The sequence below is a fragment of the Serpentinimonas sp. SSL01 genome (assembly GCF_056323735.1).
In genome coordinates this window covers 1,302,070-1,325,376 of the sequence record NZ_CM150487.1, presented here as the reverse complement: position 1 = coordinate 1,325,376, position 23,307 = coordinate 1,302,070, and the positions used below count along the sequence as shown (strand labels likewise).

Below are 23,307 nucleotides of genomic sequence, written 5' to 3'. Positions count from 1 at the left end.
AAAAATCAATCAGGCCGGGCAAGCAAGCTAGTAGCCTTCCAGATGATCTGCCAGATCCTATTTAATCGGAATAAAAAACATTACTGTTTCGTAGATGGATTCCGAGTAGTGGCGCAGGTAGATGCGGTAATCTTTACGCAGTGCGAGTATCTTTTGTGGCACGCGCCAAAAATCGCCAGCGTTGTGATAGACGCAGATCGCAAGCCGCGGATGGTAGGTCATGATGGTGTGCTTCGCGCCTTCGATCGCCAGCAATTCAGCACCTTCAATATCCATTTTGATAAGTGTTGGTTTGAACTTGTCCTGTAGCACGTCGTCGAGCCGCTCAATCTCAATTTGTATCGAGCCTTTTGAAGATATTTTCGAGGACGAACCCGATGACTCGAAACACAACAAAGATTTTTTATCAGACAGACCATGCGCATGGCAGTAGATATTGGGTCTGCCTTGCAATTGTTGCATGCACTTCAGGTAGTTTTCAGGCTCGGGCTCAAAAAGGTGGATGGCGCTGTACTGTGGGCAGCGTTTGATAAATTCTAGGCTGTTGTAGCCGTTGAAGCCACCGACATCAATGAACGTCTCTCCAGCAAGTGCCAGTTGCAAAAAATCTTCGAAGTATTGCTCCCGCTCACGTGAACTAAATCCCTGCAGATCATCCAAATTGAAATTGAGGCGGAAATTAATTAGTTTGCGAAATATTGTGCGTGACGCTTCATCGGCAAATAGGTCGTGAATCCACTCGTAATTGACTGTGTAAGAGCGAAAATCATCAGCGAACGTTTCGTTCCATGTAATAGGCCTTAAAGCCGGAAAACCAGAGTATTTCAGAAAAGAAAAATAGTCAAGATTTTGCAGGCCAAGCTCGTCGAGCTTTTTTTTAACCGTCAGCGGCTTAAAGCAAGCAGTATTCAATACAAGCGCATTAGCCTCAATGTCCTTGGTTTTAAGGATAGGAATACCCTGAAACACGATCTCGCTGGTGAAATCGTCTATGATGCCGTCGACCTTGATGTGATCGAGTACGCTGCAGGTATAAACGGTAATGCCAAAAATATATTTGGGGCGCGATGACTGAGCTGAAAATTCAGAGCAAAAGACGTTAGCTATTTTGTGCTGCATGTCTTCAGTCCGTGGTTCGTAAATCAACTTGCTAATTGATTTCTGTATTGAGGTTACGGCGCGATCTGTGTTTGGCTCAGTTTTCAAGATAGACTCCTTCTAAGGATTCAATGCAGACAAACTCAGCAAAACGTGGAGTCACCTCCAGCATAGTCGATTCATCTTGGAATTCTGCAAACAAAATTGCTAACTTATCGAATGGAGCGGCTTCCATACGCTCACCGCTGTTCTTTAGAGGTGTTATTTGTACGCGGGATGCGGGAATGGTGTGCGTAAAAGTGTAGGTCGCCATCGGATTCTGTGCGGAGATGGTGTGTCGCCCGATCGGTTTGTACACTTCTGTTTTGGATGAGCAAGAGATAACTTCTCCTATGAACGGACGCACGTAGTAATCCATGTACCTACTAGCGGTCGATCGCTCGATAAGACTTCCATACAGATCACCCGGACAGCGGCGCATGCATTCAATGATCCAGTACTGGTCTCCTTTGACCATAAACTGCGTGTGGAGCAAACCATCCTGGAGGCCGAGTAGCTTGACCACTTGCAACATCGTCGCTCTAACTGAACCTTGAATGGTGGTAGCAAGCCGAGAAGGATGATTGGAGCAGTTGACTTGATATGGATACACAGTGCAAAATTCGTCAACAAAAAAATCGACTACAATTTCTTGGTCGTGAATAAATGCTGAGTGACTGTGTAAAGCACCATCGACGAACTCTTCTAGAACGATTTCTCTGCTGCGAGAAGCTTGGCGCGCCGCCTCCACTGCGACTTCAATCTGCGACACGTCCAACACTTTGGTGACACCTCGACCACTGAAACTATCTACCGGCTTCACAAGAAGTGGGTACTTCAGGCCGCTTACATCAATTGGCGCGTCGCCATTTTGCCAGTTGGCACGCGGTGCAGGAAGGCTGTATTGCTGAGTAAATAGTCTAAATTTGTTTTTGTTGTGGATTATTGATGCCACATCAAAACCATCAAAACCTGAGTAGCCCCATTGCTTGGCAAACCAAGCGCACGACATGTATGAATAATCGTTGCAGGTGGGTACAATGTAATCGAACTTTTCTGATTCTACTAATCGCAGAAGCGCATCGCGGTTTGAATAGTCAATATAGAACGATGCGTCCGAATATTGATGGCAAGGGTCTGACTTTAGGCGGCCACATACTGACACATGAATTCCTCTTTTTTTTAAAAGAAAAAAAATGGGGGCTGCACTAAAACTGCTGCCAACTAAAAGTGCGCGCTTCATGTGTTCGTCTTTAGTTAGATTGATTTGAAATCATTAGATAGCCACCGGCTCCCACTTCTTGTTTTTTCCGGCCAAAGCAATTGCCTCTAGCAGCTTGAGGCCTTCAATTGACTCTGATGCGCCAAAAACATATTCGCCAAATACTGTTTCGCCAGTACGCTTGAAATTCAAAAGTGCGTCGGCTATATCATAATAGTAGTTGGAGAAAGCTTCAATAAATCCGGCAGGATGTCCTGCTTTAAATCGCTGGTAGCGAGCTTTGTTGGCAATTTGAACCTCCTGTGATGAGCGATCAATAATATATTTCGTACCTTTGTTGTTGGCGTATTGTAGATGCTCGGGATTTTCTTGTAACCATTCCACGGCCCCCTTGTCGCCAAATATCCTAAGACGCAGTCCGTTTCGATATCCTAATGCTGCCTTGCTGAACCAGATTCCGCAATGGATTCCATCAGAGTAACGCACCAAGCATTGTGCGCTGTCTATGACATTCGGGAAATTTCCATTGGATGAGGACATGGCAGCTACATCTACCGGTTTTGCGCCAAATAGAAAGCGAGCCAGCATATGCAAATGTACTGCGAGATCTAGGTATAAAGTTGGTACATCGCCGTCATGCAGGCGCCATGGTTGCGGTTTTAAAGGGGTTCCGTCCTCAGCGACTCTCGCGAAGCCTTCTTGGGGCATCTCCATTTGAACCTGTTGGATTCTGCCAAGCATTCCTGATGAAATCATGCTCTTTAGCTCTCGAATCATTGGATAGCCAGTATAGTTGTACGTTACAGCGAGAAATCCATTTTTTTCTAATAGTTTTTCTTGAATTTTAATTGCTTCGGTGGATGTTGTTGTGAGAGCTTTTTCGCATATAACTGGAATTTTTGCTTCAAGACAAGCCATCACCTGTTGCCAATGTTGGTCTTGAGGGGTTGCAATAATTACAGCGTCAAGACTCCCTATTTCATGCTCGAGCAGCTCTGTTAAATTGGTGTAAGCTCTATGTTGATCAACCCCATAATGAGATGCTGTTGCTTTACACTTGTTATAATCTCTGCTGAAGCTCCCAGCAATCAAATCATATCTCTGATCGATGGCGATAGCTGCACGATGCGTGCGTCCTACTGCCGAATCAAAACCCCCTCCGACCATGGCAACTTTAATTATATTATTAGGATTGACTATGAGGTCCATTGTTGTTTCATCCTATACAGTTTGTTTTGGTTTGAAATTCTAAGAAAGTGTTGTTTTTTTACAGGCGAGGAAGTTGCTCTGTGCTGGGTCTTAGAGCGGTCGGACTGTGCATAAGCTCTTTTAGAGTATGTATTATGCGCTGGCTTTGAAGTGTGGTCTGGTGCGGCCCAATCGGCAAACTTAAAACTTGCTCGGCGCTTATTGATGCTATGGGCAACTCGTAACGGCTTAAGCCCTTGAGACCATAGGCTTGTTGTTGAAATGGCGGTATTGGATAGTGGATTTGTGTCGCTACATCCTGTTCTTTGAGTTTGCTTGCGATTTGATCGCGTAATGGGTGTCGCACCACAAACAAATGCCAAACCGGATCGGCCCATTCAGGAACAGTTGGTAATATCAGGCCTGATTGCTCCAGATGGTCAAGATAGTATTTGGCTGTGGCTTTGCGGCGGTCGTTCCAGGCATCCAAGTGCTTGAGTTTGACATTGAGAATTGCTGCTTGCATCGGGTCGAGTCGGCTATTGATGCCGTGAACTTCGTTGATGTATTTAACCCGTGAGCCATAATTGCGCAGCACCCGAAGTCGGTCAGCCAGTTCTGGGTCGTTGGTGGTGACAGCACCGGCGTCACCTAGGGCGCCTAGGTTTTTGCTTGGATAAAAGCTCCAGGCTACTGCATCGCCATGTGAACCGATCCGGGTTCCCTTGTAGCGCGCTCCATGCGCTTGGGCTGCGTCTTCTAGCACACGCAAACCGTGGGCTTTGGCTATGGTTAGAATCGGATCAAGGTCCGCAGGCTGTCCGTACAAGTGCACCGGTAGGATAACCTTGGTTTTTTTGCTGATGGCAGCTTCAATCCGCGAGGGATCGATGTTGTAGGTGCGCTCGTCGGGCTCCACAGGTATAGGAATGGCACCGCACTGGCTGACTGCAAGCCACGTGGCAATATAGGTGTTGCTTGGTACAATAACCTCGTCGCCTGCACCTACGCCCATGGCCAGCAATGTAAGATACAGCGCGTCTAAACCGTTGGCGACGCCTACTCCTTCGTTTGCGCCGCAGTAGGTGGCAAAATGGCTTTCAAAGCTGCTTAGCTCTGGGCCCAATATGTAGTGGCCGCTGTTCAGAACGCGCTCAATCGCCAGATCGATCTCAGCCTTGAGCTCGAGGTAGCTGGCGCGTAAGTCTAGAAATGGAACTTGCATTAGCTTGCCCATTTGGCACGCATATAATCTGCGTAGTCACGATAGTAGTCGTTTTCATCGAAATTGTGCGAAGCCAGCACCAGGCATACTGAATTGGTCGAAAAGTTATCCATTCCACCCCATATCATAGGGCAAATATACAGCCCGTAATAAGATCGACACAAGTGAAACCGCTTCTTCTCCCGGCCATCACTTAGCTCTATGTCAAAGCTCCCAGAGATTGCCACGATCAGTTGAGAAAGATTCTTGTGCGCATGACCACCGCGCTCAGCACCGCCGGGTACATCGTAGAGATAAAAGACTCGTCTGATGTCAAACGGTATGTGCTTTGAGCCTTCAATGACCGACAGATTGCCACGCGGATCATTGATTTTAGGTAATTCGATGATTTTGCAATCTTCAATGCTCATGGCTACTCCACTCGTTCAGATTGAATCGTGTTTTCCAGATTGGATTGTGTGCTCTGGGCAAACAGCGCCTCAAACCAGCGCTGCTCTAGGCCGCGCAAGGCGTAGTGGCGCCGTACCCACTGGTGCAAGGCTGCACCTAAGCGCGCGCGCTCATCGGGCTGGTCGATGAGGCGGCGCAGCGCGGCGCGCCAGTCGTCGAGGCTGGCGCAGTGCAGCACTGGTGGCGCGTCGGTGTGGTAGGTGGCGACGTCGGAGCACGCCACCGCCCAGCCCATGGCGCCGTACTCAAGCAGGCGCAGGTTGCTCTTGCAGCGGTTAAACAGGTTGTCTTCGAGCGGTGCGATCGCAATGTCCAGCCCCAAGCTGGCCATTTTGGCCGGGTAGTCGGCGATGGAGACGAAGCCGTGAAATTCTTTGAGGTGGGGTCGGATGCCGTCGGTGCACATACCCATGAACACCCAATCGACCTCGTGTGCAAACTCGGCCACGATGGGCTCAATCTGTTCCAGGTCGCCCTGGTGCTGGCCAGCCCCTACCCAGCCCACGCGCAGCCGCGCTCCCGGCGGGTTGCGCTTGGGCTCGAGCCCGAACCACTGCGTATCGAGGCTGTTGGGCACCAACCGCACATCGCTCAGGTATTGCCCATAGTGCTGTTGCAGCGCTGCTGTGGTGACGATCAGGCGGTCGCTGGCACGCAGGGCTTGTACCATGCGCTGGTGCCCTTCGCGGCTCTGGAACACGCGGTTGGGGTGCTTGTCGGGCACTTCGCCTAGCAGGTCATCGACCATCTGCACGATGGGTATGCTCGGGGCAGCGCTTTTGAAGTGGCGCACTTGGCTGAGCTGGGCGTCGTCCACCGAGTGTTGCAGCACCAGCAGGTCGGGTTCGGCGCGGCGCAGCTCGAGCGGCTGCAGCACCCGGCTGGCCCCTTTGGGCATGGGCATGACGACGCAGCTTTGCACCAGCCCAGCGTCTTGCAACGCGTTGAGCGGCTCGACCACCCGGTACTGGCCGGCCCCGCTGCGCAGCGGCAGCGCCAGCACCCGCGGTCGGTCGCGCCGCTGCGGGTTCCAGTCGATCACGATGTGCGCTTCGATGTCAAAAGGTTTGAACAGCGACAACTGCCGGTTGTAATTGGGGTCGTGCGCCAGCTCGGCCGCCCAGTCGGCGAGCATCTGCTGGCGTTCGGCCAGTTCTTGGTCCATTAAGCGCACGCGGTCGTGGATGTCGTGGCGGCGCTGCTCGAGCGTTTTGCCGCCGTGGTGCACCCAGTTGCTCAAGGGCGTCCAGACGTGGCGCAGCCCGAGCGCGCCCAAACGCAGGCACAAGTCGAGCACTGGCAAGTAGAGCGGGTAGCGCTCGGCGCGCAGACCACCCACGCGCTCCCAGTGCGCTTTGCGCAGCACAAAGCAGTGGCCGGCCACGGCGCTGCAGTCTTGCGTCAGCTGCAGGCGCGAATAGACCCCGGCTTCGTCTAGCCACTGTTGCTCGCCACAGTAGCTCGCGGCCAGCCCTTGGATGCCCAGAAAGACCGGGCCGCCCACCACCTTGGGGTCGCGCTCTTTGCTTGAGAGCAGGCGCGGCGCCACCAGACCGACGTCGCTTTGCTGCGCTATGGCGACCAGCCGTGCCAGCCAGCCGGCGTGCAGCGCTTCGGTGTCGTCGTCGCAGACCAGCACAAACTCGCCGCTGGCGCGCGCCACGCCGGCGTTGAGCGCGGTGGCATGCTGGTACTCGCCATCGGGCAGGGTGATGCAGTGCAGGGGCACGCTCACCACACCCTCGCTAGCGCGCGCCACTTCGTCGGCCTGCGCCTGCTGGCAGACCACGATCACTTCGTGCAGCGGCAGGTCGTCGAGCTTGGCGGTGGCTTGCAGAAGGCAGCGCAGATAGCCGGTTTGCAAGCCGCTGGGCACCACCAGCGACACCAGCGGCTGGCCCTGCAGCGCGTGCTCGGGCAACCAGGTGCCCAAGCGCGGCAGGGGCTGCAGGCGCGTGGCCACGGCGGGTACGAGCAGGGCCTGGGCGGCGTCGAACTCGCGCGCTTCTTCGGCTGCTGTGGTGGCGCCAGGCGCGGCGTGCGCCAGCACGGTGCTGATGTGGCCAAGCGCCGCGCGACCGTGCTGCTGCAGCAGCGCCAGCGCCGCTGCGTACAGCTCGGCACTCGGCAACGGCGCGCCGAGTTGCTGCCAAGTGTGGGTGTGCACTGCCACGGCTGGGCCGAGGTAGTTGATGCAACGCAGCAGCTCAATGTTGGCGTCGGGCTTGAAAAAAGGGTAGCGCTGCTGCTCGTCGGGATGGGCTTGGTCTTCGTCGGCGTAGATGAGCCGGGCTTGGGGGAACTGCGCAGGTGCTAGGCCCCATTCCATCAGGGCTTGGGGGCTCAACTGCGTGCCGCTGCGCAGCAGCAGCGTCCAGGCGCTGGGAAGCTCGAGGGCCGCCAAAGAGCCGCCAGCCGCTAGCTGGTGCCAAACCACGCCGGGGGCGTCGGCCAAGGCCGCCGGAGCCGGCTCGTGCGCCACGATGTGCAACTGCGCCGGCTGGCCCAGGCACAGGCCTAGGCTGTCGAGCGTGTCGGCCAGTGCGTCGATGCTGGCACCGCGCTGGTCGATAAGCACGCTCAGCGGCTGCACCCGTCCGGCAGCAAGGTGTTCGGCGTAAATCTCGGCGTCGATCTCGCGCAGCGTGCTGCGCTGGCACCACTGGGCGTATTGTTTGTGCACGGCCTGCCAATGCAGACGGTCGGCGCGTGCGGCCAAATCGGCGGCTTGGGTGTAGGCGCCGGGCAGGCGGTCGATGGTGGCTTGGGGCCAAGCGCGCTCAAAGGGCAGGGCGCTGGCGGCGGCTTGGGTGGTTTCGATGAAGCGCAGCACGTCTTGGCGCCAGTTGGCCATGCGCTGGGCGTATTCACTTGCAAAAAGTTGCACGGTGTCGTGTGCGCGTTGCACATCGGCCGGGTCTTCGCCCCAAGACTGGCCGCTCTGGCCCCAGTAGTTGAAGATCGGTTCAAATTTGGGTAAATTTTGCTCGTTGGGCAAATGCACCACCGGGCAGCCACAGAGGCGGGCTTCAAGCGTGGCGGTTGTGCCTTCGTAGGTGTACAGCACCTTAGCGCGACGGTACAGGGCCGCTGTTTCGGCGAGCGTTTTGGGTTTTTTTGGTGAGATTTCGACGGCGTCAGGGCCAAAATCGCGCACTTTGCCGGTGTAGCGGTTGTAGTAGTACAGCACCAAATCTCGCGGCGTCTGCTCGGGCGCAGGGCAAAACAGCGTGGTATCAATGGTCGGGAGTTCTAAGGTGGGCGCGCCCGGATAGAAATAGGGGTTATAAGCAAAGATCAGAGTGCTAGGGTCAAAGGTTTTGGGCCCCTGCCCAAAAACACCGGGGTAATACATGACAAAGCGCACGGCCAAACCCAACTCTAGGGAATGACTGGCCGACACCTCTGGATAGACCACGATCGGCACTTGGCGCGCCTGCCAGTGCGCCCGCTGGATGGCGGGGGTGAGTTGCGGCGTCCACAGCGCACCATGGGTGCGCGCCGCTGTGATGAAAGCAGGGTAGCCGAGCTGGTTAAGCAGGCTGCACAATTCGTGCAGCAATCGCACGCCCGCTGAGCTTTCAGCATGATCGGGGGCGACGATGTAATAAGGGTGAGCCGAAACGCGGTAGCACGATGCACCATTGGGCAGATCGAGCAGGCGTGGCAGGACTGTTTTATCCATAAATGCGTGCATCCAAACAATAAGCCTGAGGCCCACGCACACTGCGCATCAACCCAGTGTCCTCAAGGCCCCCCCAGTGGGCGAGAAAACCGCAGCCCCCCGTCAGCCCTGCAGCAACCGCAACACGCCCTGGGGCAGCTGGTTGGCCTGGGCAATCATAGCAGTGCCAGCCTGCTGCAAGATTTGCGCACGGCTCAGGTTGGAGGTCTCGGCGGCAAAGTCGGCGTCCATGATGCGACCGCGGGCGGCAGACTGGTTCTCGACAGCGGTGCGCAAGAAGTTGATGGCGTTTTCGAACCGGCTCTGCACCGCGCCCAGGGTGGCACGGGTGGCGTTGATGGTAGACAGCGCCGTGTCAAGCGCCGAGAGCACGTCAGAATTGTTCGCGTTCGTCGTGGTGTCCAGACCCGTGGCCCCGCCACCATCTTGCGTCACTCCTGACATATCACCGGTAGCATTATTGATATTGAGGGCCGAACCAGCGATGGTGATGGTCTGGCCCGAGTTGGCGCCCACTTGGAAGGCGAAATCGGTGTCGGTGGTAAAAAGGCTGGTGCCGTTGAACTGCACCGCGCTGATGGTGCGGTTGACCTCGTTGCGCAACTGGGTGAACTCTTGGTTCAGGGCACCCAAATCGCCGGTGGTGTTGGTGGAGTTGATGGCCTGCACCGCGAGCTCACGCATGCGCTGCAGCATGTCGCCAATCACCGCCAAGCCGCCTTCGGCCACTTGAGCCATGGAAATGCCGTCGTTGGCGTTGCGGATGGCCACGTTCATGCCGCGCACCTGGGTGTTCATGCGGTCGGCGATGGCCAAACCAGCGGCGTCATCGCGGGCGCTGTTGACACGCAGGCCCGATGAGAGCCGCTGCATCGAGACGGCGAGCGAGTTTTGCGTGGTGATCGCGTTTCGCTGGGCAGTGAGCGAATTGACGTTGGTGTTGATGGTCATGGCCATGAAAGCTCTCCAAGAAAAGGATCGACGGGCGTTATCAATCCACTCGGCAGGAGCTGCTTTTTAGGGCGCTGTGCAGGCTCACCGGGTGATGGCCGAATTGTTCATCCGGTGCAAAAAAACAAAACCCCGATAAACGGGGCAATGGTTGGGCTTAACGGGCGTTTAAGCGCCGCCGGGCTTAAAGCGCGCCCTGTGGGCAGCTGCAACCACACAGGCGCGGTGGGCTCAGCGTGTCAGCTGGTGTTGCGGTTCCACTGCGCCAGCTGCTGGGACACAAAACTGCCCAAGCCGTTGATGGCGCCCAGCGAGTTGTCGAGCCGGCTGTACTGCGCCAACAGGTTGGCGCGGGTGCGCACCAGGCGCTCTTCCATCTGTTCGATGCGGTCTTGCTTGCGCTCGGCGCTGGCTTGCAAGGCGGTGTTGCGCCCGCTCACGGCGCCTTGGATGCCGTTGGCGGCCATGGCAAAGTCGCGCAAGCGCCGTGCCACGCCGCCGGCGTTGTCTGCGCCGGCGGTGTCGGTGAGCAGGCTGCGCAAGGCGGCTGGGTTTTGCAGCGCGGCGTCGAGCCGCGTGGCGTTGCTGCTCAGGCTGCCGTCGCGCTGCAGTTGCAGCCCCATGTCGCTCAAGCGGCCCAGGGCCGCACCCGTGGGCCCGCCCGGGCTGCCCACCATCTGGCGCAGCATGTTTTGCAGCCCGATGGCGGTTGAGTCGCCTTGCAATGGGCCGTTGTTGCTTCCGCCCGGGTCCACCCGGGTGAGCTCGGCCAGGGTGGCGCTGATGCGGTTGAAGGCGGTGCGAAAGTTCTCGATCGCTTCGCGCACCACGGTGTGGTTGGCTTGCACGCTCACCTGCACAGCCGTGGCTGCGCTGCCGGGCAGGCTGGCGGTGGTGGTGGCCTGCAGGTTGAGCGTGACGCCGGGCACCGGGTCGCGCACGGTGTTGGTGGGCGAGTTGAGCGCGATGCCGTCGATGCTGAACTGGGCGTCGAGCGCATCCTGCGTGCGGCTCATGCCCACCAAGGCGGTGCCGCTGTGAAAGTGATTGAAGCTGCCCAGTGCGCTCGTGCCGTCGGTCACGGCGGCGCCGCCGGCGTTGAGTGCACGCACCTCAAAACCAGCCGCCGCGCCCGTGTTGCTGCCGCGCAACAAGAGCTGCTCTTGGCCGCCGCTGCGCACCACGATGGCGCTCACGCCGGCATTGGCCGTGTTGTTGATGCGGCTGGCCAGGGTGCTCAGGGTGTCGCCGGCCTGCACCGCCACCGCCACCGGCGCGCCGCCGGCAAAGCTGTTGCCATTCCAGGTGCCGGTGCGTATTTCGAGCGTACCGGCTTCGCCTATGGGGCTGTCGGCGGCGCGCGCACTGGTGACCGTGCCTTGGGTTTGCGCCAAGCGCGCCACCTGCACGGCAAAGCTGCCGGTCAGGGCCGTGGCCGTGGCGCTGCCGCTCACGGTGTTGTTGTTGGAGGTATTGAAGCTGCGTGTGCCCCACAAGCCGGGGTCGAGCAGGCGGCTGGCGGCATCTTGCAGGCCGGCGAGGTCGGCGCGCACGCGGGCGTAAGCCGAAATGCGCGTTTGCAAGCCGCTGGCTTGGGCTTGCAGCTGCTGGATAGGCCGGCGCTCGAGCGCCACCAACTGGTTGACGATGGCGTTGACATCGAGGCCGCTGCCAATGCCGGGCGATGAGAGGGCCATGATGAACTCCTAAGGGGGATGGAGGCGGAGGTGACAAACCGCAATCTGCCCTTTATAGCAGGGAGCGCCAAAAATGAAAAGCCAAAAAACCGGTGCCGATTGCGCAATTTCGGCCACACCGGCACCAAGCAACAAGGCCAAGGCCGGCACGGGGGTGCCGTGCAGAGCTTGGCCTTGCGGCAGGGCGCCGCTGCCCGTGCGCCCCGCGCTGCTTAGGACTTTAGCGCAGCAGGGCCAGCACGCCTTGTGGCAACTGGTTGGCTTGGGCGATCATGGCGGTGCCTGCTTGTTGCAAGATTTGGGCGCGGCTCAGGTTCGCGGTCTCGGAGGCAAAGTCGGCGTCCATGATGCGTCCGCGGGCAGCTGCCTGGTTCTCGACCGACGAGCGCAAGAAGTTGACCGTGTTCTCAAAACGGCTCTGCACCGCACCCAAGGTGGCGCGGGTGGCGTTGATGGTAGACAGCGCCGTGTCGAGCGCCGAGAGCACGTCAGAATTGTTCGCGTTCGTCGTGGTGTCCAGACCCGAGGCCACGCCAGTGCTTTGCGTCACTCCTGACATACCACCGGCTTCAGCGTTGATATTGAGGTCCGCACCAGCGATGGTGATGGTCTGGCCCGAGTTGGCGCCCACTTGGAAATCGAAGTTGTTGGTGGTGGTAAAAAGGCTGGTGCCGTTGAACTGCACCGCGCTGATGGTGCGGTTGACCTCGTCGCGCAACTGGGTGAACTCTTGGTTTAGGGCACCCAAATCGCCGGTGGTGTTGGTGGAGTTGATGGCCTGCACCGAGAGCTCGCGCATGCGTTGCAGCATGTCGCCAATCACCGCCAAGCCGCCTTCGGCGGTTTGCGCTAGCGAGATGCCGTCGTTGGCGTTGCGGATGGCCACGTTCATGCCGCGCACTTGGGTGTTCATGCGGTCGGCGATGGCCAAACCAGCGGCGTCGTCGCGGGCGCTGTTGACGCGCAAGCCCGATGAGAGCCGCTGCATCGAAGTGGCGAGCGAATTCTGGGTGGCGATCGTGTTGCGCTGGGCAGTGAGCGAATTGACGTTGGTGTTGATGGTCATGGCCATGATGCAGCTCCTAGGAAGCAGTTACGAATCACCCCGGCAGAGCCGGAGGGTCAAAACCAACCCCATGCTGGCTTGACGACGAACCCTTGTGCAAGTCCGTTATGTAGGTTTTCGGGTGTGAGCGCGTAAACTTGAGTGCGCAATTGCAAATATTCTTGCGCCCAGCACAGCTTGCAGCCAGAATTTGAATCTGCCACCGCTCGACCCCGCCACCGCCCCAGGAGCCCCGTGCCATGCCCCCTCTGCCCGCCCGCAAGCCGCACATCAGCCCCGAAGATTACCTGGTGGGCGAGCGCCAGAGCGAATGGCGCCACGAGCACATCAACGGTCAAGTCTATGCCATGGTGGGCGCCACCGACCGGCATAACCTGATCGTCAACGCCCTAGCGGTGGCCCTGACCCCACCCGCTTTGCTGGCATGATTGGGGCATGAATTCGCTGCGCGTTGCCACCTACAACATCCACAAGGGCGTACAAGGCCTAGGCCCGGCGCGCCGGCTCGAAATCCACAACCTGGTGCACGCGGTCGAGCAGTTCGACGCCGATCTGGTCTGCCTGCAAGAGGTGCGCGGCGTCAACCGCAAGATGCAGCGCGCCTTTGCCCATTGGCCCGCGGGCGACCAAGCCAACTTTTTGGCGCCCGAGGGCTACGAGGCCGTTTACCGCAGCAACGTGATCACGCGCCACGGCGAGCACGGCAACGCGCTGTTAAGCCGCTGGCCGGTGCTGGGCCACGGCCACCACGACGTGACCGACCTGCGCTTCGAGCGCCGCGGCATGCTGCACGTCACGCTGCAGGTGCAGCAGCGCCCGGTGCATGTGGTGGTGGTGCACCTGAGCCTGATCCCGGCCAGCCGCGCGCGCCAGGTGCAGGCGCTGGGGCGCTTTGTGCAGCAGCACGTGCCAGACCACGAGGCGCTGGTGGTGGCGGGCGACTTCAACGACTGGGACCAGCGCCTGCACAAGCCCATGGCGCTGTTGGGCCTGCACACCTTCGAGGACATCCGCCTGCCCACCTTCCCGGCCCGGCTGCCGCTGCTGTACCTGGACCGGGTGTATGTGCGCGGCCTGCGCCTGCTGCACGCGCAGGTGCCGCACGGCAAGGCCTGGCGCAGCATGTCGGACCACCTGCCGCTGATTGCCGAACTGGGCTGGCCATGAAGCACCCCATGTGCACCGGTCACCGGCTGCGCCTGCTCGAAGGCGGCGCAGCGCTGTTTGCGGCCATGGCGCAGGCCATCGACCGTGCGCAGCACCTGGTGCACGTGGAAACCTATATCTTTGAGTTTGCGCACGATGCGCTGCAGGTGGCGCAGGCGCTCGAGCGCGCAGCGCAGCGCGGGGTCACGGTGCGGCTGGTGACCGACGCCTTTGGCACCCCCAAGCCACCGGCCGAGTGGCGCGCCCGGCTCGAAGCGGCCGGGGTGCAGTGGCGGGTTTATCGACCCTTGGGGCCCATTGGGTTGCTGCTGCCGCGCAACTGGCGCCGCCTGCACCGCAAGCTGTGCATTGTCGATGGTGTGCTGGGTTTTTGCGGTGGCATCAACCTGATCGACGACCGCGACGACGTGCTGCTCGGGCGCCTGAGCGCCCCCAGGCTCGACTACGCGCTGCAGGTCAGCGGGCCGTTGCTGGACGACATGCAAGAGGCGATGGAGCAGCTCTGGTGGCGGCTGCAGGCGCTGAGCTCGGCGCGCCAGCACGCGTTTCGGGCCGCCTGGCAGGCGCTGCGCTCGGGCTTGCCCCAACCCGAGCCTTGGCCGTGGTGGGAGCACCCGGTGCATCCCGAGCAACCGCAGCTGGAGCAGACGGTGCAGGGGGCCGCGGCGGCGTTTTTGCTGCGCGACAACGTGCGCAACCGGCACGACATCGAACGCGCCTATCTGGCCGCGATCGAGCAGGCGCGCACCGAGATCGTGATCGCCAACGCCTACTTCATTCCCGGGCGGCGGCTGCGCCGGGCGCTGGTGCGCGCAGCCCAGCGCGGGGTGCGGGTGCGGCTGCTGCTGCACGGCAAGTACGAGCGTTTTTTGCAATACCACGCGGCGCGCCCGGTCTATCACCAGTTGCTGGCGGCCGGGATCGAGATTTTTGAGTACGCGCCCAGTTCCTTGCACGCCAAGGTGGCGGTGGTGGACCAGCGCTGGGCCACGGTGGGCTCGACCAACCTCGACCCGGTCAGCCTGCTGCTCACGCGCGAGGCCAATGTGGTCACGCGCGACGCGGCCTTTGCCAGCTTGCTGCGCGAGCGCTTGGCTGAGCTGATGGCGCACGCGGGCGAGCGCGTCGATGCAGCGCGGCTGGCCAGCCGCCCGTGGCAACAGCGGCTGCTGGACCGGGTGGCGTTTGGCCTTATGCGCGCCATGCTTTATTTGGGTGGCTACCGCTACTAGGTTTGAAGCTGATAGGATCGCAGCCCATGCTGATGCAAGCCCCCACCCCCACCCCTGCGGCCGAGAGCGAAGCCGGCACCCCGATGTCGGTCGTGATTCGCCAGCGCCTGCAGGCGGCGCGCAAGCGCTTTCACGCCAACGACAACATCGCCGACTTTGTGCGGCCCGGCGAACTCGAGGCCCTGCTCGACGAAGTGACCGGCAAAATGCAGGGTGTGCTCGACAGCTTGGTGATCGACACCGCGCACGACCACAACACCGACCAAACCGCGCGCCGCGTGGCCAAGATGTACCTCAAAGAGGTGTTTGCCGGCCGCTACGTGCACGCCCCGGCGATCACCGAATTCCCCAACGCCGAGCACCTCAACGAGCTCATGATCGTGGGCCCGATCACCGTGCGCAGCGCCTGCAGCCACCACCTGTGCCCGGTGATCGGCCAAATCTGGGTCGGGGTGTTGCCCAACGAGCACACCAACGTCATCGGCCTGTCCAAATACGCCCGCTTGGCCGAATGGGTCATGGGGCGGCCGCAAATCCAGGAAGAAGCCGTGGTGCAACTGGCCGACCTGATTCAAGAAAAAACCCAACCCGATGGCTTGGCGATCGTGATGGAAGCCAGCCACTACTGCATGGCTTGGCGCGGCGTCAAGGACATGGACAGCCGCATGATCAACTCGGTCATGCGCGGCGTGTTCCTCAAAGACAGCGACTTGCGGCGCGAGTTTTTGGCGCTGATTTCGCGCTGCAAATAAACCCGGCTGCTTGGGTACGGCCGCTTGGATATGGCCTAGGCTGCGCGCTGCCGCCCCGCAGCCGCCCCGCAAACCGGGCAGGCGGGGTCGCGCGCCAGCTGCAACGGCTGAAAATCGCTGCGCAGGGCGTCGAGCAGCAGCAGGCGCCCCACCAAGTTCGAGCCCATGCCCGACAGCAGCTTGAGCGCCTCGGCGGCCTGCATCGAGCCCACCAGCCCGACCAGCGGCGCCAGCACGCCCAGCGTGGCGCAGCGCGTCTCTTCGGGGGCTTGGGCTTCGGGGAACACGCAGGCGTAGCAGGGCGAGGCCGGTTGGCGCGGGTCGTACACCGCCAATTGGCCGTCGAAGCGGATCGCCGCGCCCGAGACCAGCGGCACCCGGTGGCGCACGCTGGCGCGGTTGAGGGTGTGGCGGGTGGCGAAGTTGTCGCTGCAATCGAGCAGCACGTCGGCCGATGACAGCAGCTGATCGAGCAAGGCCGGTTCAGCGCGCTGCGCCCAGGTGTCGATGCGCAGCTCGGGGTTGATGGCGCGCATGGCCAGCGCCGCCGATTCCACCTTGGGCCAGCCGATGCGCTCTTGGGTGTGGGCAATCTGGCGCTGCAAATTGGTGCCATCGACCGCGTCGTGATCGACGAGGCTGATGCGCCCAACGCCAGCCGCCGCCAGATACAGCGCCACCGGCGAACCCAGCCCACCCGCCCCCACCACCACGGCATGCGCCGCCAGCAAGCGCTGCTGCCCGGCGATGCCGAATTCCTCGAGCAAAATGTGGCGCGAGTAGCGCAGCAGCTGCGCGTCGCTCAGATCGGGCAGGGCGGTTGGGTTGGACAAAGTGGGTGGCTTTTAGTTGGCGTTGCGCTCTGCGGCTGGGCGCTCGCGTGCGCTCTGGCTCACCTGCACCGGCAGGCCTTGCAAGTGGTTGAGCGCTTGGCGCAGCTGGAAATCTTCGGCCGAGCCGAACTCGGGCAGCAGGCGCTGCCCGGGGTTGAGGCGCTGCTGCTCTTCGAGCCGCTGGCGCGCCGCTTCGCGCTCTTGCTCACGCTGGCGTTCGCGGGCTCGTTCTTCTTCGCTGAGTTCGCGCGCCGGGGCACCGTTGTGGCCGGCGCTGATGTCGGCTTGGCGCGGGCGCAGCGCCGCCAGCACGTCGCCGGCGGCGGTCTCGTAGAGCCAGAGGTCGGGCACGATGCCGCGGTCTTGGATGGCGCGGCCGCTGGGACTGAAGTAGTGCGCCGTGGTGAGCTTGAGGGCGGTGTCGGGACCGAGCGGGCGCACGGTTTGCACCGAGCCCTTGCCAAAGGTCTGGCTGCCCATGATGGTGGCGCGGCGGTGGTCTTGCAGCGCCCCGGCCACGATTTCGCTCGCCGAAGCCGAGCCTTCATTGACCAGCACCACCAGCGGCACGGTGCGCAAGCGGCCTTGGGTGGCCTCGGTCAGGCGCTGGATGTGGTCGGGGCCGCTGCGCAGGTAGTAGCGCGGCGCGGCGCGGAAGGTGGCGCGGCTCTCGGGCAACTGGCCGTTGGTGCTCACCACCACCACGTTTTCGGGCAGGAAGGCGGCCGACATGGCGACCGCCGCATCGAGCAGGCCGCCGGGGTCGTTGCGCAAGTCGAGCACCAGCCCGCGCAGCTGCGGGTCTTGCTGGTACAGGGCCTGCACTTGGCGCGCAAAGTCTTCGATCGTGCGCTCTTGGAACTGCGACACCCGCACCCAAGCGAAGCCGGGCTCGATCATGCGGCTGCGCACGCTCTGGGTGCGAATCTCTTGGCGCGTGATGGTGACGCTGAAGCTGCGGTTTTCGCTGCGCCGCATGATCATCAGGCGCACCTGGGTGTTGGGCTCGCCGCGCATGCGCCGCACCGCCTCACCGATGGTCATGCCGCGCACCGGGGTGTCGTCGATCTGGCTGATGAGGTCGTTGGCCATCAGGCCGGCGCGAAAGGCGGGCGAGCCTTCGATCGGCGAGACCACCTTGACGAGCCCGTCTTCCATCGAGATTTCGATGCCCACGCCCACGAAGCGGCCGGCGGTGCCTTCGCGGAATTCGCGGAATTCTTGGGGATCGAAAAATTGCGAGTGCGGATCCAGCCCAGAGACCATGCCCGAGATGGCGTCGTGGATGAGCTCGGTGTCGTCCACCGGCTTGACAAAATCGCTCTTGATGATGCCATAGACGGCGGCCAACTGCTGCAACTGCTCCAACGGCAGTGGCGTGACGGCCCCGCGCGCCACCGCCTGCAACTGCATGGTGGTGAGGGCGCCGGCCAAGGCACCGACGGCGATCCAACCCGCGACTTTCAATTTGTATCCCATTTGCTCAACCTCTGCCCGCAGTGGGCAACGCAACGCGCACTATAGCGCTTGGAGGGTGGGGGGCGCATTGCGTTCCCGGGAAAAACCGTTACCGCCACCGGGTGGGGCAGTGCCCGGGCCCAGCGCGGATCAGGCACGGCTTTGGCGCGCCACGGCGGCGGCTGCGGCTTCGGCCGCAGCGGCGTCGCCTAGGTAGTAGCGCCGCAGCGGGCGCAGCGCGGCGTCGAACTCATACACCAGCGGGATGCCGTTGGGGATGTTGAGCTGCACGATGTCGGCGTCGGATACGCCGTCTAGGTGCTTGATCAGGGCGCGGATCGAATTGCCGTGCGCCGACACCAGCACCCGCTGCCCGCTGGCAATGGCCGGCGCCAGCGTCTGCTCCCAGTAGGGCACCATGCGCGCCACCGTGTCTTTCAGGCATTCGGTCAGGGGCACTTGGTGCGCTGCGAGGGCGGTGTAGCGGCGGTCGGTGCGCTCGCTGCGCACGTCGTCGGCGGCCAGTGGCGGTGGCGGGGTGTCGTAGCTGCGCCGCCACAGCAACACCTGTGCTTCACCGTACTGGCGCGCCGTTTCGGCCTTGTTGAGCCCTTGCAGGGCGCCGTAGTGGCGCTCGTTGAGGCGCCAGTCTTTGAGCACCGGCAGCCAGGCGCGGTCCATGGCGTCGAGGCAGTGGTTCAGGGTGTGGATGGCGCGCTTGAGCACGCTGGTGTGGCAAAGGTCGAATTCCCAGCCCTCGGCCTTGAGCAACTGCCCAGCCGCCAGCGCCTGCGCCACGCCGGTGGGGGTGAGATCGACGTCGGTCCAGCCGGTGAAGCGGTTTTCGAGGTTCCAGGTCGATTCGCCGTGGCGGATCAGGACGAGCTTGTGCATGGGGGGAATTTCTTGGGTGTGGGGCGGGCTAGACGAAGATGTGATTCTAAAATACCAGCTGCTTGTGTTTTGAGGATTGCCGTGGATTTCATTTTGCAAAATTGGGTTTTGGTGCTGATTGCCGTGACGGCGCTGGCGCTGCTGTTGTGGCCGATGTTGAGTGGTGGCGGCGGTGCCGGCAGCCTCACGCCCAACGAGGCGGTGCAGCTCATCAACCGCGAAAAAGCGGCGGTGATCGACGTCTGCTCGCTCGACGAATACACCGCCGGGCACATCGGCTCGGCCAAGCACGTGCCGGTGGACGAGCTGGAAAAGCGCTTGTCGCAAACAATCAAGAACAAAGCCACGCCGCTGCTGCTGGTGTGTGCCTCGGGCATCCGCTCCAAACGCGCTGCGGGTGTGGCCAAAAAGCTCGGGTTCGAGAAAGTGCACACGCTGGCCGGCGGCATGGGAGCTTGGCGCGCGGCGGCCTTGCCGGTGCACAAAGGGCCGCCGGGCAAGGGCTGAACGCGCTGCCGGGAGCTTGCACATGGCCCAAATCACCCTTTACAGCAGCGATTACTGCCCTTTTTGCCACCGCGCCAAGGCGCTGCTGCGCGCGCGCGGGGTGCAGGCGTGGGACGAGATCGTGGTCGATGGCCGGCCCGACCTGCGCGCCGCCATGACCGAGCGCGCCGGGCGCAGCAGCGTGCCGCAGATTTTCATCGACGGCCAGCACATCGGCGGCTGCGACGACTTGCACGCGCTTGATGCGCGCGGGGGGCTGTTGCCCTTGCTGAGATAATTGTCCTTGGTCTGCCCAGTTTGGGCGTCTTACTGGCCCGCTGCAGGCTCGACAGGCACAGCGGGTTTTTCCACCACGAGATCCATCATGTCCGATACCTCTGCCGCTCCGGTGTTTCAGATTCAGCGCGTCTACCTCAAAGAGGCCTCGCTCGAGCAACCCAATTCGCCTAACATCCTGCTGCAGCAAGAGCAGCCGGCGCTCGACATCCAGCTCGGGGTGGCCGCCGAGCCCTTGGCCGAAGGGGTGTTTGAAGTCACCGTGACCTGCACCGTGACGACCAAGATCAAGGACAAAACCCTGTATCTGGTCGAGGCCAAGCAGGCTGGCATTTTTGAGCTGCGCCACCTGCCCCAAGAGCAGATGGGCCCGATCTTGGGCATCGCCTGCCCGCAGATCATCTACCCCTACCTGCGCGGCAACGTGGCCGACCTGATTCAGCGCGGCGGCTTTGCGCCGGTGCATCTGGCCGAGATCAATTTTCAGAGCATGTACGAGCAGCAACTGTCGCGCGAGGGCGAGGCGGCAACTGCGGCTGCGGCCCCCACGGTGCAGTAAAGCGCTGCGCTGAGGCTGGGCATGAAAATCACCCTGCTGGGGGCCGGTGCCTGGGGCACGGCGCTGGCCATCGCGGTGGCGCGCGCCGCCGGCGCTCCGGGCAGCGCGGTGCAGCGGGTGCGGCTGTGGGCGCGCGACCCGGCGCAGGTGGCGGCCATGCATGCGGCGCGTGCCAATGCGCGCTACCTACCCGGCTGCGCCTTCCCGGACGCGCTGGAGCTGTGCGCGGCCGACGAAGCCGATTTGGCGCAGCTGTGCGCGGCCGACGACCTGATCGTGCTGGGCACGCCGATGGCGGCGCTGCGCGGCCTGCTGCAGCGTTTGCGCGCGCTCGATGCGCCCGTGGTCTGGCTGTGCAAGGGCTTCGAGCAGGGCAGTGGCTTGCTCGGGCACGAGATCGCGCTGCAAGTGGCCCCAGATCTGCCCGTGGGCGTGCTCAGCGGCCCCAGCTTTGCCAAAGAAGTGGCCGCTGGCGCGCCCACCGCGCTGGTGGCCGCCAGCGCGCAGGTGCGCGTGAGCCAGCGGCTGGTGCAGGCTTTGCACAGCCGCACATTGCGTGTTTATGCCAACGACGATGTGGTGGGCGTGGAGGTGGGCGGCGCAGTGAAAAACGTGCTGGCCATTGCCACCGGCCTGTGCGACGGCCTGCAGCTGGGCCACAACGCGCGCGCGGCCCTGATCACGCGCGGGCTGGCCGAAACCGTGCGCCTGGGGCTGGCTTTGGGCGCGCGCGCCGAAACCTTCATGGGCCTGAGCGGCTTGGGCGATTTGGTGCTCACCGCCACCGGCGACCTGAGCCGCAACCGCCAAGTGGGGCTGCGCCTGGCGCAGGGCCAGAGCCTGGCGCAGGCGCTCGATGCCCTCGGTCACGTGGCCGAAGGGGTGTACAGCGCGCGCACGGTGGCGCAGCGGGCGCGCGCCCTAGGGGTGGAGATGCCGATCACGCAAGCGGTGGTGGCGCTGCTCGATGCCCAGATCAGCCCGGCGCAGGCCGTGCAGCAGCTCATGGGGCGCGACCCGACGCCGGAGTAGCGCTCAGAACTCCCAGTTGTCGATCAAGCGGGTGCGCCCGAGCCGCGCCGCCCCCAGGGCGACCAGCTGGCCAGCCGTGGCCGCACCCGGCAAGTCTGAGCCCTGTGGGGCTTGCAAATCGCTGCGGCGGCGCACCGTGAGGTAGTCGGTCTGCCAGCCGCGCCCGTTGAGCTGCGCCGTGGCTTGCTGCTCCAGCGCCGCCAGGTCTGTCGCGCCACCGGACACGGCAGCAGCCAAGCGGCGCAGCGCGAGGTTGAGCTGCACCGCCTCGGCGCGCTCGGCCGGCGACAGGTAGGCGTTGCGCGAGCTCAGGGCCAGCCCGTCGGGGGCGCGCTCGGTCGGGCCGGCGTGCAGGGTCAGCGGCAAGGCCAGCTGCTGCGCCATCTGACGCAGCACCAGCCACTGTTGGTAGTCCTTTTGCCCAAAAACGGCGTGGCCACCGCCCTTGCTCTGCCCGAACACGAGCGCAAACAGCTTGAGCACCACGGTGCACACGCCGGTAAAAAAACCGGGCCGAAACTGGCCCTCGAGGATGTCGGCCAGCTCGGGCGGCGGCAGCAGCTTGAAGCGCTGCGGCTGCGGATACAACTCCGCTTCCGTAGGGGCAAACAGCACATCGCAACCGGCGGCTTCGAGCTGCGCGCAGTCGGACTCGAAGGTGCGCGGGTAGCTGTCGAAATCTTCGTGGGGCAAAAACTGCAGGCGGTTGACGAAGATGCTGGCCACCGTCACGTCGCCCAGCGGCCGGGCGCGGTGCACCAAAGCCAGATGGCCGGCGTGCAGGTTGCCCATGGTGGGCACGAAGGCGGGGCGGTCAAAGCGTGCCAGGTGCTGGCGCAGTTCGGAGCAGCGGTGGATGACGCGCATGGGGTGGACGGGAAATGGCTTGGGATGGGGCTGGGGAACGGGGTAGGGGGCTTGGGATGGCGGTTGGCGTTGCGGCAAAGGCGTGCGGGCATGGGCCTGGAGCAAACTGCAGGGGGCGCCAGACAGGCGCAGCGCCGCCCTTGCTCACCAAGCGTGCAAGGCGGGGTCGGGGAAGCTGCCGTCTTTGACTGCGCGCACGTAGGCCGCCATGGCGGCCGCAACGCTGTGCTGCCCGTCCATAAAGTTGCGTACAAACTTGGGCGGCTTGCCCAAGTTCACTCCCAGCATGTCGTGCATCACCAGCACCTGGCCGGCGGTGCCCGCGCCCGAGCCGATGCCGATGGTGTGGCAGTGCGCCAGTTGCGCCGTGATGGCGCTGGCCAAGTGGGCGGGCACCATCTCCAGCACCAGCATGCTGGCGCCGGCGTCTTGCAGATCGCGGGCGTGGCCCTGCAGGCGCTCGGCGTCGGCTTCGCTGCGCCCTTGCACCCGATAGCCGCCCAAGGCGTGCACGGTTTGCGGCGTCAGCCCCAAGTGCGCGCAAACCGGGATGCCGCGCTCGACCAAAAAGCGCACCACCTCGGTGGTCCAGCCGCCGCCTTCGAGCTTGACCATGTGCGCGCCGGCGTGCATCAGGGCTGTGGCGCTGCGCATGGCTTGCTCGCGCGACTCTTGGTAGCTGCCAAAGGGCAAATCGCCTATCACCCAAGCGGTGCCCTGCACCCGGCGCAGCCCGCGCGTCACGCTCTGGGTGTGGTAGCACATGGTGTCGAGCGTCACGCCGACCGTGCTGCTCAGGCCCTGGCAGACCATGCCGAGCGAGTCGCCTACCAGCAGGCACTCGACCCCGGCGCTGTCAGCCACTGCGGCAAAGGTGGCGTCGTAGGCGGTGAGCATGGTGATTTTTTCGCCGCGCTGGCGGAGCTCGTGCAGGCGCGGCAGGCTCACCGGCTTGCGCGGCGGCAGCGGCGAGGCGGCAGGCAAGGTGCCGTAGGGGGTGCTGGCGGTGGCTTCGCTCATGGTGTGGGTGGGGTGGCCGTGGGGGGATGGGGGCGGTAGGCAGCTATTGTCTATCAGAGCTTGGCGGCTTGCGCTGCCGCGGCTGGGGC

Annotated in this window: 22 protein-coding genes; 8 read left to right on the top strand and 14 right to left on the bottom strand. The window is 62.2% G+C overall.

Features of this window, described 5'->3' with window-relative positions; all coding sequences use genetic code 11:
- Positions 1-57: 57 nt before the first annotated feature.
- From ACVMK0_RS06285 to ACVMK0_RS06245, 9 genes are all read right to left on the bottom strand, one after another.
- Positions 58-1,206 carry an FkbM family methyltransferase gene (locus tag ACVMK0_RS06285; protein WP_476463281.1) on the bottom strand — a complete coding sequence of 383 codons (1,149 nt, stop codon included), beginning with the start codon at positions 1,204-1,206 and terminating at the stop codon, positions 58-60.
- A complete protein-coding gene (locus tag ACVMK0_RS06280; protein ID WP_476463280.1) occupies positions 1,196-2,380 on the bottom strand; it encodes an ATP-grasp domain-containing protein in 1,185 nt (394 codons plus the stop codon). Before ACVMK0_RS06280 ends, ACVMK0_RS06285 begins: the two co-directional genes overlap by 11 nt.
- Before the next feature lie 33 nt (positions 2,381-2,413).
- A complete protein-coding gene (locus ACVMK0_RS06275) occupies positions 2,414-3,568 on the bottom strand; it encodes a Gfo/Idh/MocA family protein (RefSeq protein WP_476463279.1) in 1,155 nt (384 codons plus the stop codon).
- Positions 3,569-3,626: 58 nt separating this feature from the next.
- Positions 3,627-4,772 (bottom strand): DegT/DnrJ/EryC1/StrS family aminotransferase, encoded by a 1,146-nt coding sequence (locus ACVMK0_RS06270; RefSeq protein WP_476463278.1) that lies wholly within the window; start codon positions 4,770-4,772, stop codon positions 3,627-3,629.
- Positions 4,772-5,182 carry a sugar 3,4-ketoisomerase gene (locus tag ACVMK0_RS06265; RefSeq protein WP_476463277.1) on the bottom strand — a complete coding sequence of 137 codons (411 nt, stop codon included), beginning with the start codon at positions 5,180-5,182 and terminating at the stop codon, positions 4,772-4,774. The genes ACVMK0_RS06270 and ACVMK0_RS06265 overlap by 1 nt, the downstream gene beginning before the upstream one ends.
- 2 nt (positions 5,183-5,184) lie before the next feature.
- Positions 5,185-8,907, bottom strand: coding sequence for a glycosyltransferase (locus ACVMK0_RS06260; protein ID WP_476463276.1), 3,723 nt, complete (start codon positions 8,905-8,907; stop codon positions 5,185-5,187).
- A 102-nt stretch (positions 8,908-9,009) separates the two neighbouring features.
- Positions 9,010-9,864 carry a flagellin N-terminal helical domain-containing protein gene (locus ACVMK0_RS06255; protein ID WP_476463275.1) on the bottom strand — a complete coding sequence of 285 codons (855 nt, stop codon included), beginning with the start codon at positions 9,862-9,864 and terminating at the stop codon, positions 9,010-9,012.
- A gap of 233 nt (positions 9,865-10,097) precedes the next feature.
- The gene (fliD, locus tag ACVMK0_RS06250; protein WP_476463274.1) at positions 10,098-11,555 is read right to left on the bottom strand and encodes a flagellar filament capping protein FliD; all 1,458 of its coding nucleotides are present in this window, start codon (positions 11,553-11,555) and stop codon (positions 10,098-10,100) included.
- 220 nt (positions 11,556-11,775) lie between these two features.
- Positions 11,776-12,627, bottom strand: coding sequence for a flagellin N-terminal helical domain-containing protein (locus ACVMK0_RS06245; protein ID WP_476463273.1), 852 nt, complete (start codon positions 12,625-12,627; stop codon positions 11,776-11,778).
- Positions 12,628-12,860: 233 nt separating this feature from the next.
- On the opposite strand from ACVMK0_RS06245, the gene ACVMK0_RS06240 reads away from it, so the two are divergent.
- The 4 genes from ACVMK0_RS06240 to folE are packed head-to-tail and all read left to right on the top strand — an operon-like array spanning position 12,861 to position 15,772.
- Positions 12,861-13,049, top strand: coding sequence for a hypothetical protein (locus ACVMK0_RS06240; RefSeq protein WP_476463272.1), 189 nt, complete (start codon positions 12,861-12,863; stop codon positions 13,047-13,049).
- Between the two features lie 7 nt (positions 13,050-13,056).
- Positions 13,057-13,788 carry an endonuclease/exonuclease/phosphatase family protein gene (locus ACVMK0_RS06235; RefSeq protein WP_045535783.1) on the top strand — a complete coding sequence of 244 codons (732 nt, stop codon included), beginning with the start codon at positions 13,057-13,059 and terminating at the stop codon, positions 13,786-13,788.
- Complete coding sequence (clsB, locus tag ACVMK0_RS06230; RefSeq protein WP_476463271.1) at positions 13,785-15,020, top strand: cardiolipin synthase ClsB; 1,236 nt, start codon at positions 13,785-13,787, stop codon at positions 15,018-15,020. Before ACVMK0_RS06235 ends, clsB begins: the two co-directional genes overlap by 4 nt.
- Positions 15,021-15,046: 26 nt before the next feature.
- Entirely contained in the window at positions 15,047-15,772 is a 726-nt protein-coding gene (gene folE, locus ACVMK0_RS06225; protein WP_476463270.1) for a GTP cyclohydrolase I, read from the top strand.
- 35 nt (positions 15,773-15,807) lie between these two features.
- On the opposite strand, the gene ACVMK0_RS06220 is transcribed toward folE, so the two are convergent.
- The 3 genes from ACVMK0_RS06220 to gpmA form a co-directional block, all read right to left on the bottom strand.
- A complete protein-coding gene (locus tag ACVMK0_RS06220; protein ID WP_045537741.1) occupies positions 15,808-16,578 on the bottom strand; it encodes a HesA/MoeB/ThiF family protein in 771 nt (256 codons plus the stop codon).
- Between the two features lie 39 nt (positions 16,579-16,617).
- Positions 16,618-18,084: a S41 family peptidase gene (locus ACVMK0_RS06215; protein ID WP_250960889.1), complete on the bottom strand. Its 1,467-nt coding sequence runs from the start codon at positions 18,082-18,084 to the stop codon at positions 16,618-16,620.
- Positions 18,085-18,213: 129 nt separating this feature from the next.
- Positions 18,214-18,957, bottom strand: coding sequence for a 2,3-diphosphoglycerate-dependent phosphoglycerate mutase (gpmA, locus tag ACVMK0_RS06210; RefSeq protein ID WP_045535779.1), 744 nt, complete (start codon positions 18,955-18,957; stop codon positions 18,214-18,216).
- Between the two features lie 81 nt (positions 18,958-19,038).
- Between gpmA and ACVMK0_RS06205 the strand changes: the two genes are divergently transcribed.
- The 4 genes from ACVMK0_RS06205 (at position 19,039) to ACVMK0_RS06190 (ending at position 21,331) form a co-directional block, all read left to right on the top strand.
- On the top strand, positions 19,039-19,464 hold the full coding sequence (locus ACVMK0_RS06205; RefSeq protein WP_045535778.1) for a rhodanese-like domain-containing protein: 426 nt from the start codon (positions 19,039-19,041) through the stop codon (positions 19,462-19,464).
- A 22-nt stretch (positions 19,465-19,486) separates the two neighbouring features.
- Positions 19,487-19,741 carry a glutaredoxin 3 gene (gene grxC / locus ACVMK0_RS06200; RefSeq protein ID WP_045535777.1) on the top strand — a complete coding sequence of 85 codons (255 nt, stop codon included), beginning with the start codon at positions 19,487-19,489 and terminating at the stop codon, positions 19,739-19,741.
- 87 nt (positions 19,742-19,828) lie between these two features.
- Positions 19,829-20,299 carry a protein-export chaperone SecB gene (gene secB / locus ACVMK0_RS06195; RefSeq protein ID WP_476463269.1) on the top strand — a complete coding sequence of 157 codons (471 nt, stop codon included), beginning with the start codon at positions 19,829-19,831 and terminating at the stop codon, positions 20,297-20,299.
- Positions 20,300-20,320: 21 nt separating this feature from the next.
- The gene (locus tag ACVMK0_RS06190; protein WP_250960888.1) at positions 20,321-21,331 is read left to right on the top strand and encodes an NAD(P)H-dependent glycerol-3-phosphate dehydrogenase; all 1,011 of its coding nucleotides are present in this window, start codon (positions 20,321-20,323) and stop codon (positions 21,329-21,331) included.
- A 3-nt stretch (positions 21,332-21,334) separates the two neighbouring features.
- Here ACVMK0_RS06190 and panC read toward each other — a convergent pair whose 3' ends face one another.
- Both panC and panB read right to left on the bottom strand, forming a co-directional pair.
- On the bottom strand, positions 21,335-22,198 hold the full coding sequence (gene panC, locus ACVMK0_RS06185; protein ID WP_476463268.1) for a pantoate--beta-alanine ligase: 864 nt from the start codon (positions 22,196-22,198) through the stop codon (positions 21,335-21,337).
- Positions 22,199-22,342: 144 nt separating this feature from the next.
- On the bottom strand, positions 22,343-23,218 hold the full coding sequence (panB, locus tag ACVMK0_RS06180) for a 3-methyl-2-oxobutanoate hydroxymethyltransferase (RefSeq protein WP_045535774.1): 876 nt from the start codon (positions 23,216-23,218) through the stop codon (positions 22,343-22,345).
- Positions 23,219-23,307: the final 89 nt, after the last annotated feature.

Bases quoted from the DNA above. Each gene is read 5' to 3' on its own strand.
- ACVMK0_RS06280 (WP_476463280.1), bottom strand. From the start codon at position 2,380: ATGAAGCGCGCACTTTTAGTTGGCAGCAGTTTTAGTGCAGCCCCCATT.
- ACVMK0_RS06275 (WP_476463279.1), bottom strand. From the start codon at position 3,568: ATGGACCTCATAGTCAATCCTAATAATATAATTAAAGTTGCCATGGTC.
- ACVMK0_RS06270 (WP_476463278.1), bottom strand. From the start codon at position 4,772: ATGCAAGTTCCATTTCTAGACTTACGCGCCAGCTACCTCGAGCTCAAG.
- ACVMK0_RS06265 (WP_476463277.1), bottom strand. From the start codon at position 5,182: ATGAGCATTGAAGATTGCAAAATCATCGAATTACCTAAAATCAATGAT.
- ACVMK0_RS06260 (WP_476463276.1), bottom strand. From the start codon at position 8,907: ATGGATAAAACAGTCCTGCCACGCCTGCTCGATCTGCCCAATGGTGCA.
- ACVMK0_RS06255 (WP_476463275.1), bottom strand. From the start codon at position 9,864: ATGGCCATGACCATCAACACCAACGTCAATTCGCTCACTGCCCAGCGA.
- fliD (WP_476463274.1), bottom strand. From the start codon at position 11,555: ATGGCCCTCTCATCGCCCGGCATTGGCAGCGGCCTCGATGTCAACGCC.
- ACVMK0_RS06245 (WP_476463273.1), bottom strand. From the start codon at position 12,627: ATGGCCATGACCATCAACACCAACGTCAATTCGCTCACTGCCCAGCGC.
- ACVMK0_RS06240 (WP_476463272.1), top strand. From the start codon at position 12,861: ATGCCCCCTCTGCCCGCCCGCAAGCCGCACATCAGCCCCGAAGATTAC.
- ACVMK0_RS06235 (WP_045535783.1), top strand. From the start codon at position 13,057: ATGAATTCGCTGCGCGTTGCCACCTACAACATCCACAAGGGCGTACAA.
- clsB (WP_476463271.1), top strand. From the start codon at position 13,785: ATGAAGCACCCCATGTGCACCGGTCACCGGCTGCGCCTGCTCGAAGGC.
- folE (WP_476463270.1), top strand. From the start codon at position 15,047: ATGCTGATGCAAGCCCCCACCCCCACCCCTGCGGCCGAGAGCGAAGCC.
- ACVMK0_RS06215 (WP_250960889.1), bottom strand. From the start codon at position 18,084: ATGGGATACAAATTGAAAGTCGCGGGTTGGATCGCCGTCGGTGCCTTG.
- gpmA (WP_045535779.1), bottom strand. From the start codon at position 18,957: ATGCACAAGCTCGTCCTGATCCGCCACGGCGAATCGACCTGGAACCTC.
- grxC (WP_045535777.1), top strand. From the start codon at position 19,487: ATGGCCCAAATCACCCTTTACAGCAGCGATTACTGCCCTTTTTGCCAC.
- secB (WP_476463269.1), top strand. From the start codon at position 19,829: ATGTCCGATACCTCTGCCGCTCCGGTGTTTCAGATTCAGCGCGTCTAC.
- ACVMK0_RS06190 (WP_250960888.1), top strand. From the start codon at position 20,321: ATGAAAATCACCCTGCTGGGGGCCGGTGCCTGGGGCACGGCGCTGGCC.
- panC (WP_476463268.1), bottom strand. From the start codon at position 22,198: ATGCGCGTCATCCACCGCTGCTCCGAACTGCGCCAGCACCTGGCACGC.
- panB (WP_045535774.1), bottom strand. From the start codon at position 23,218: ATGAGCGAAGCCACCGCCAGCACCCCCTACGGCACCTTGCCTGCCGCC.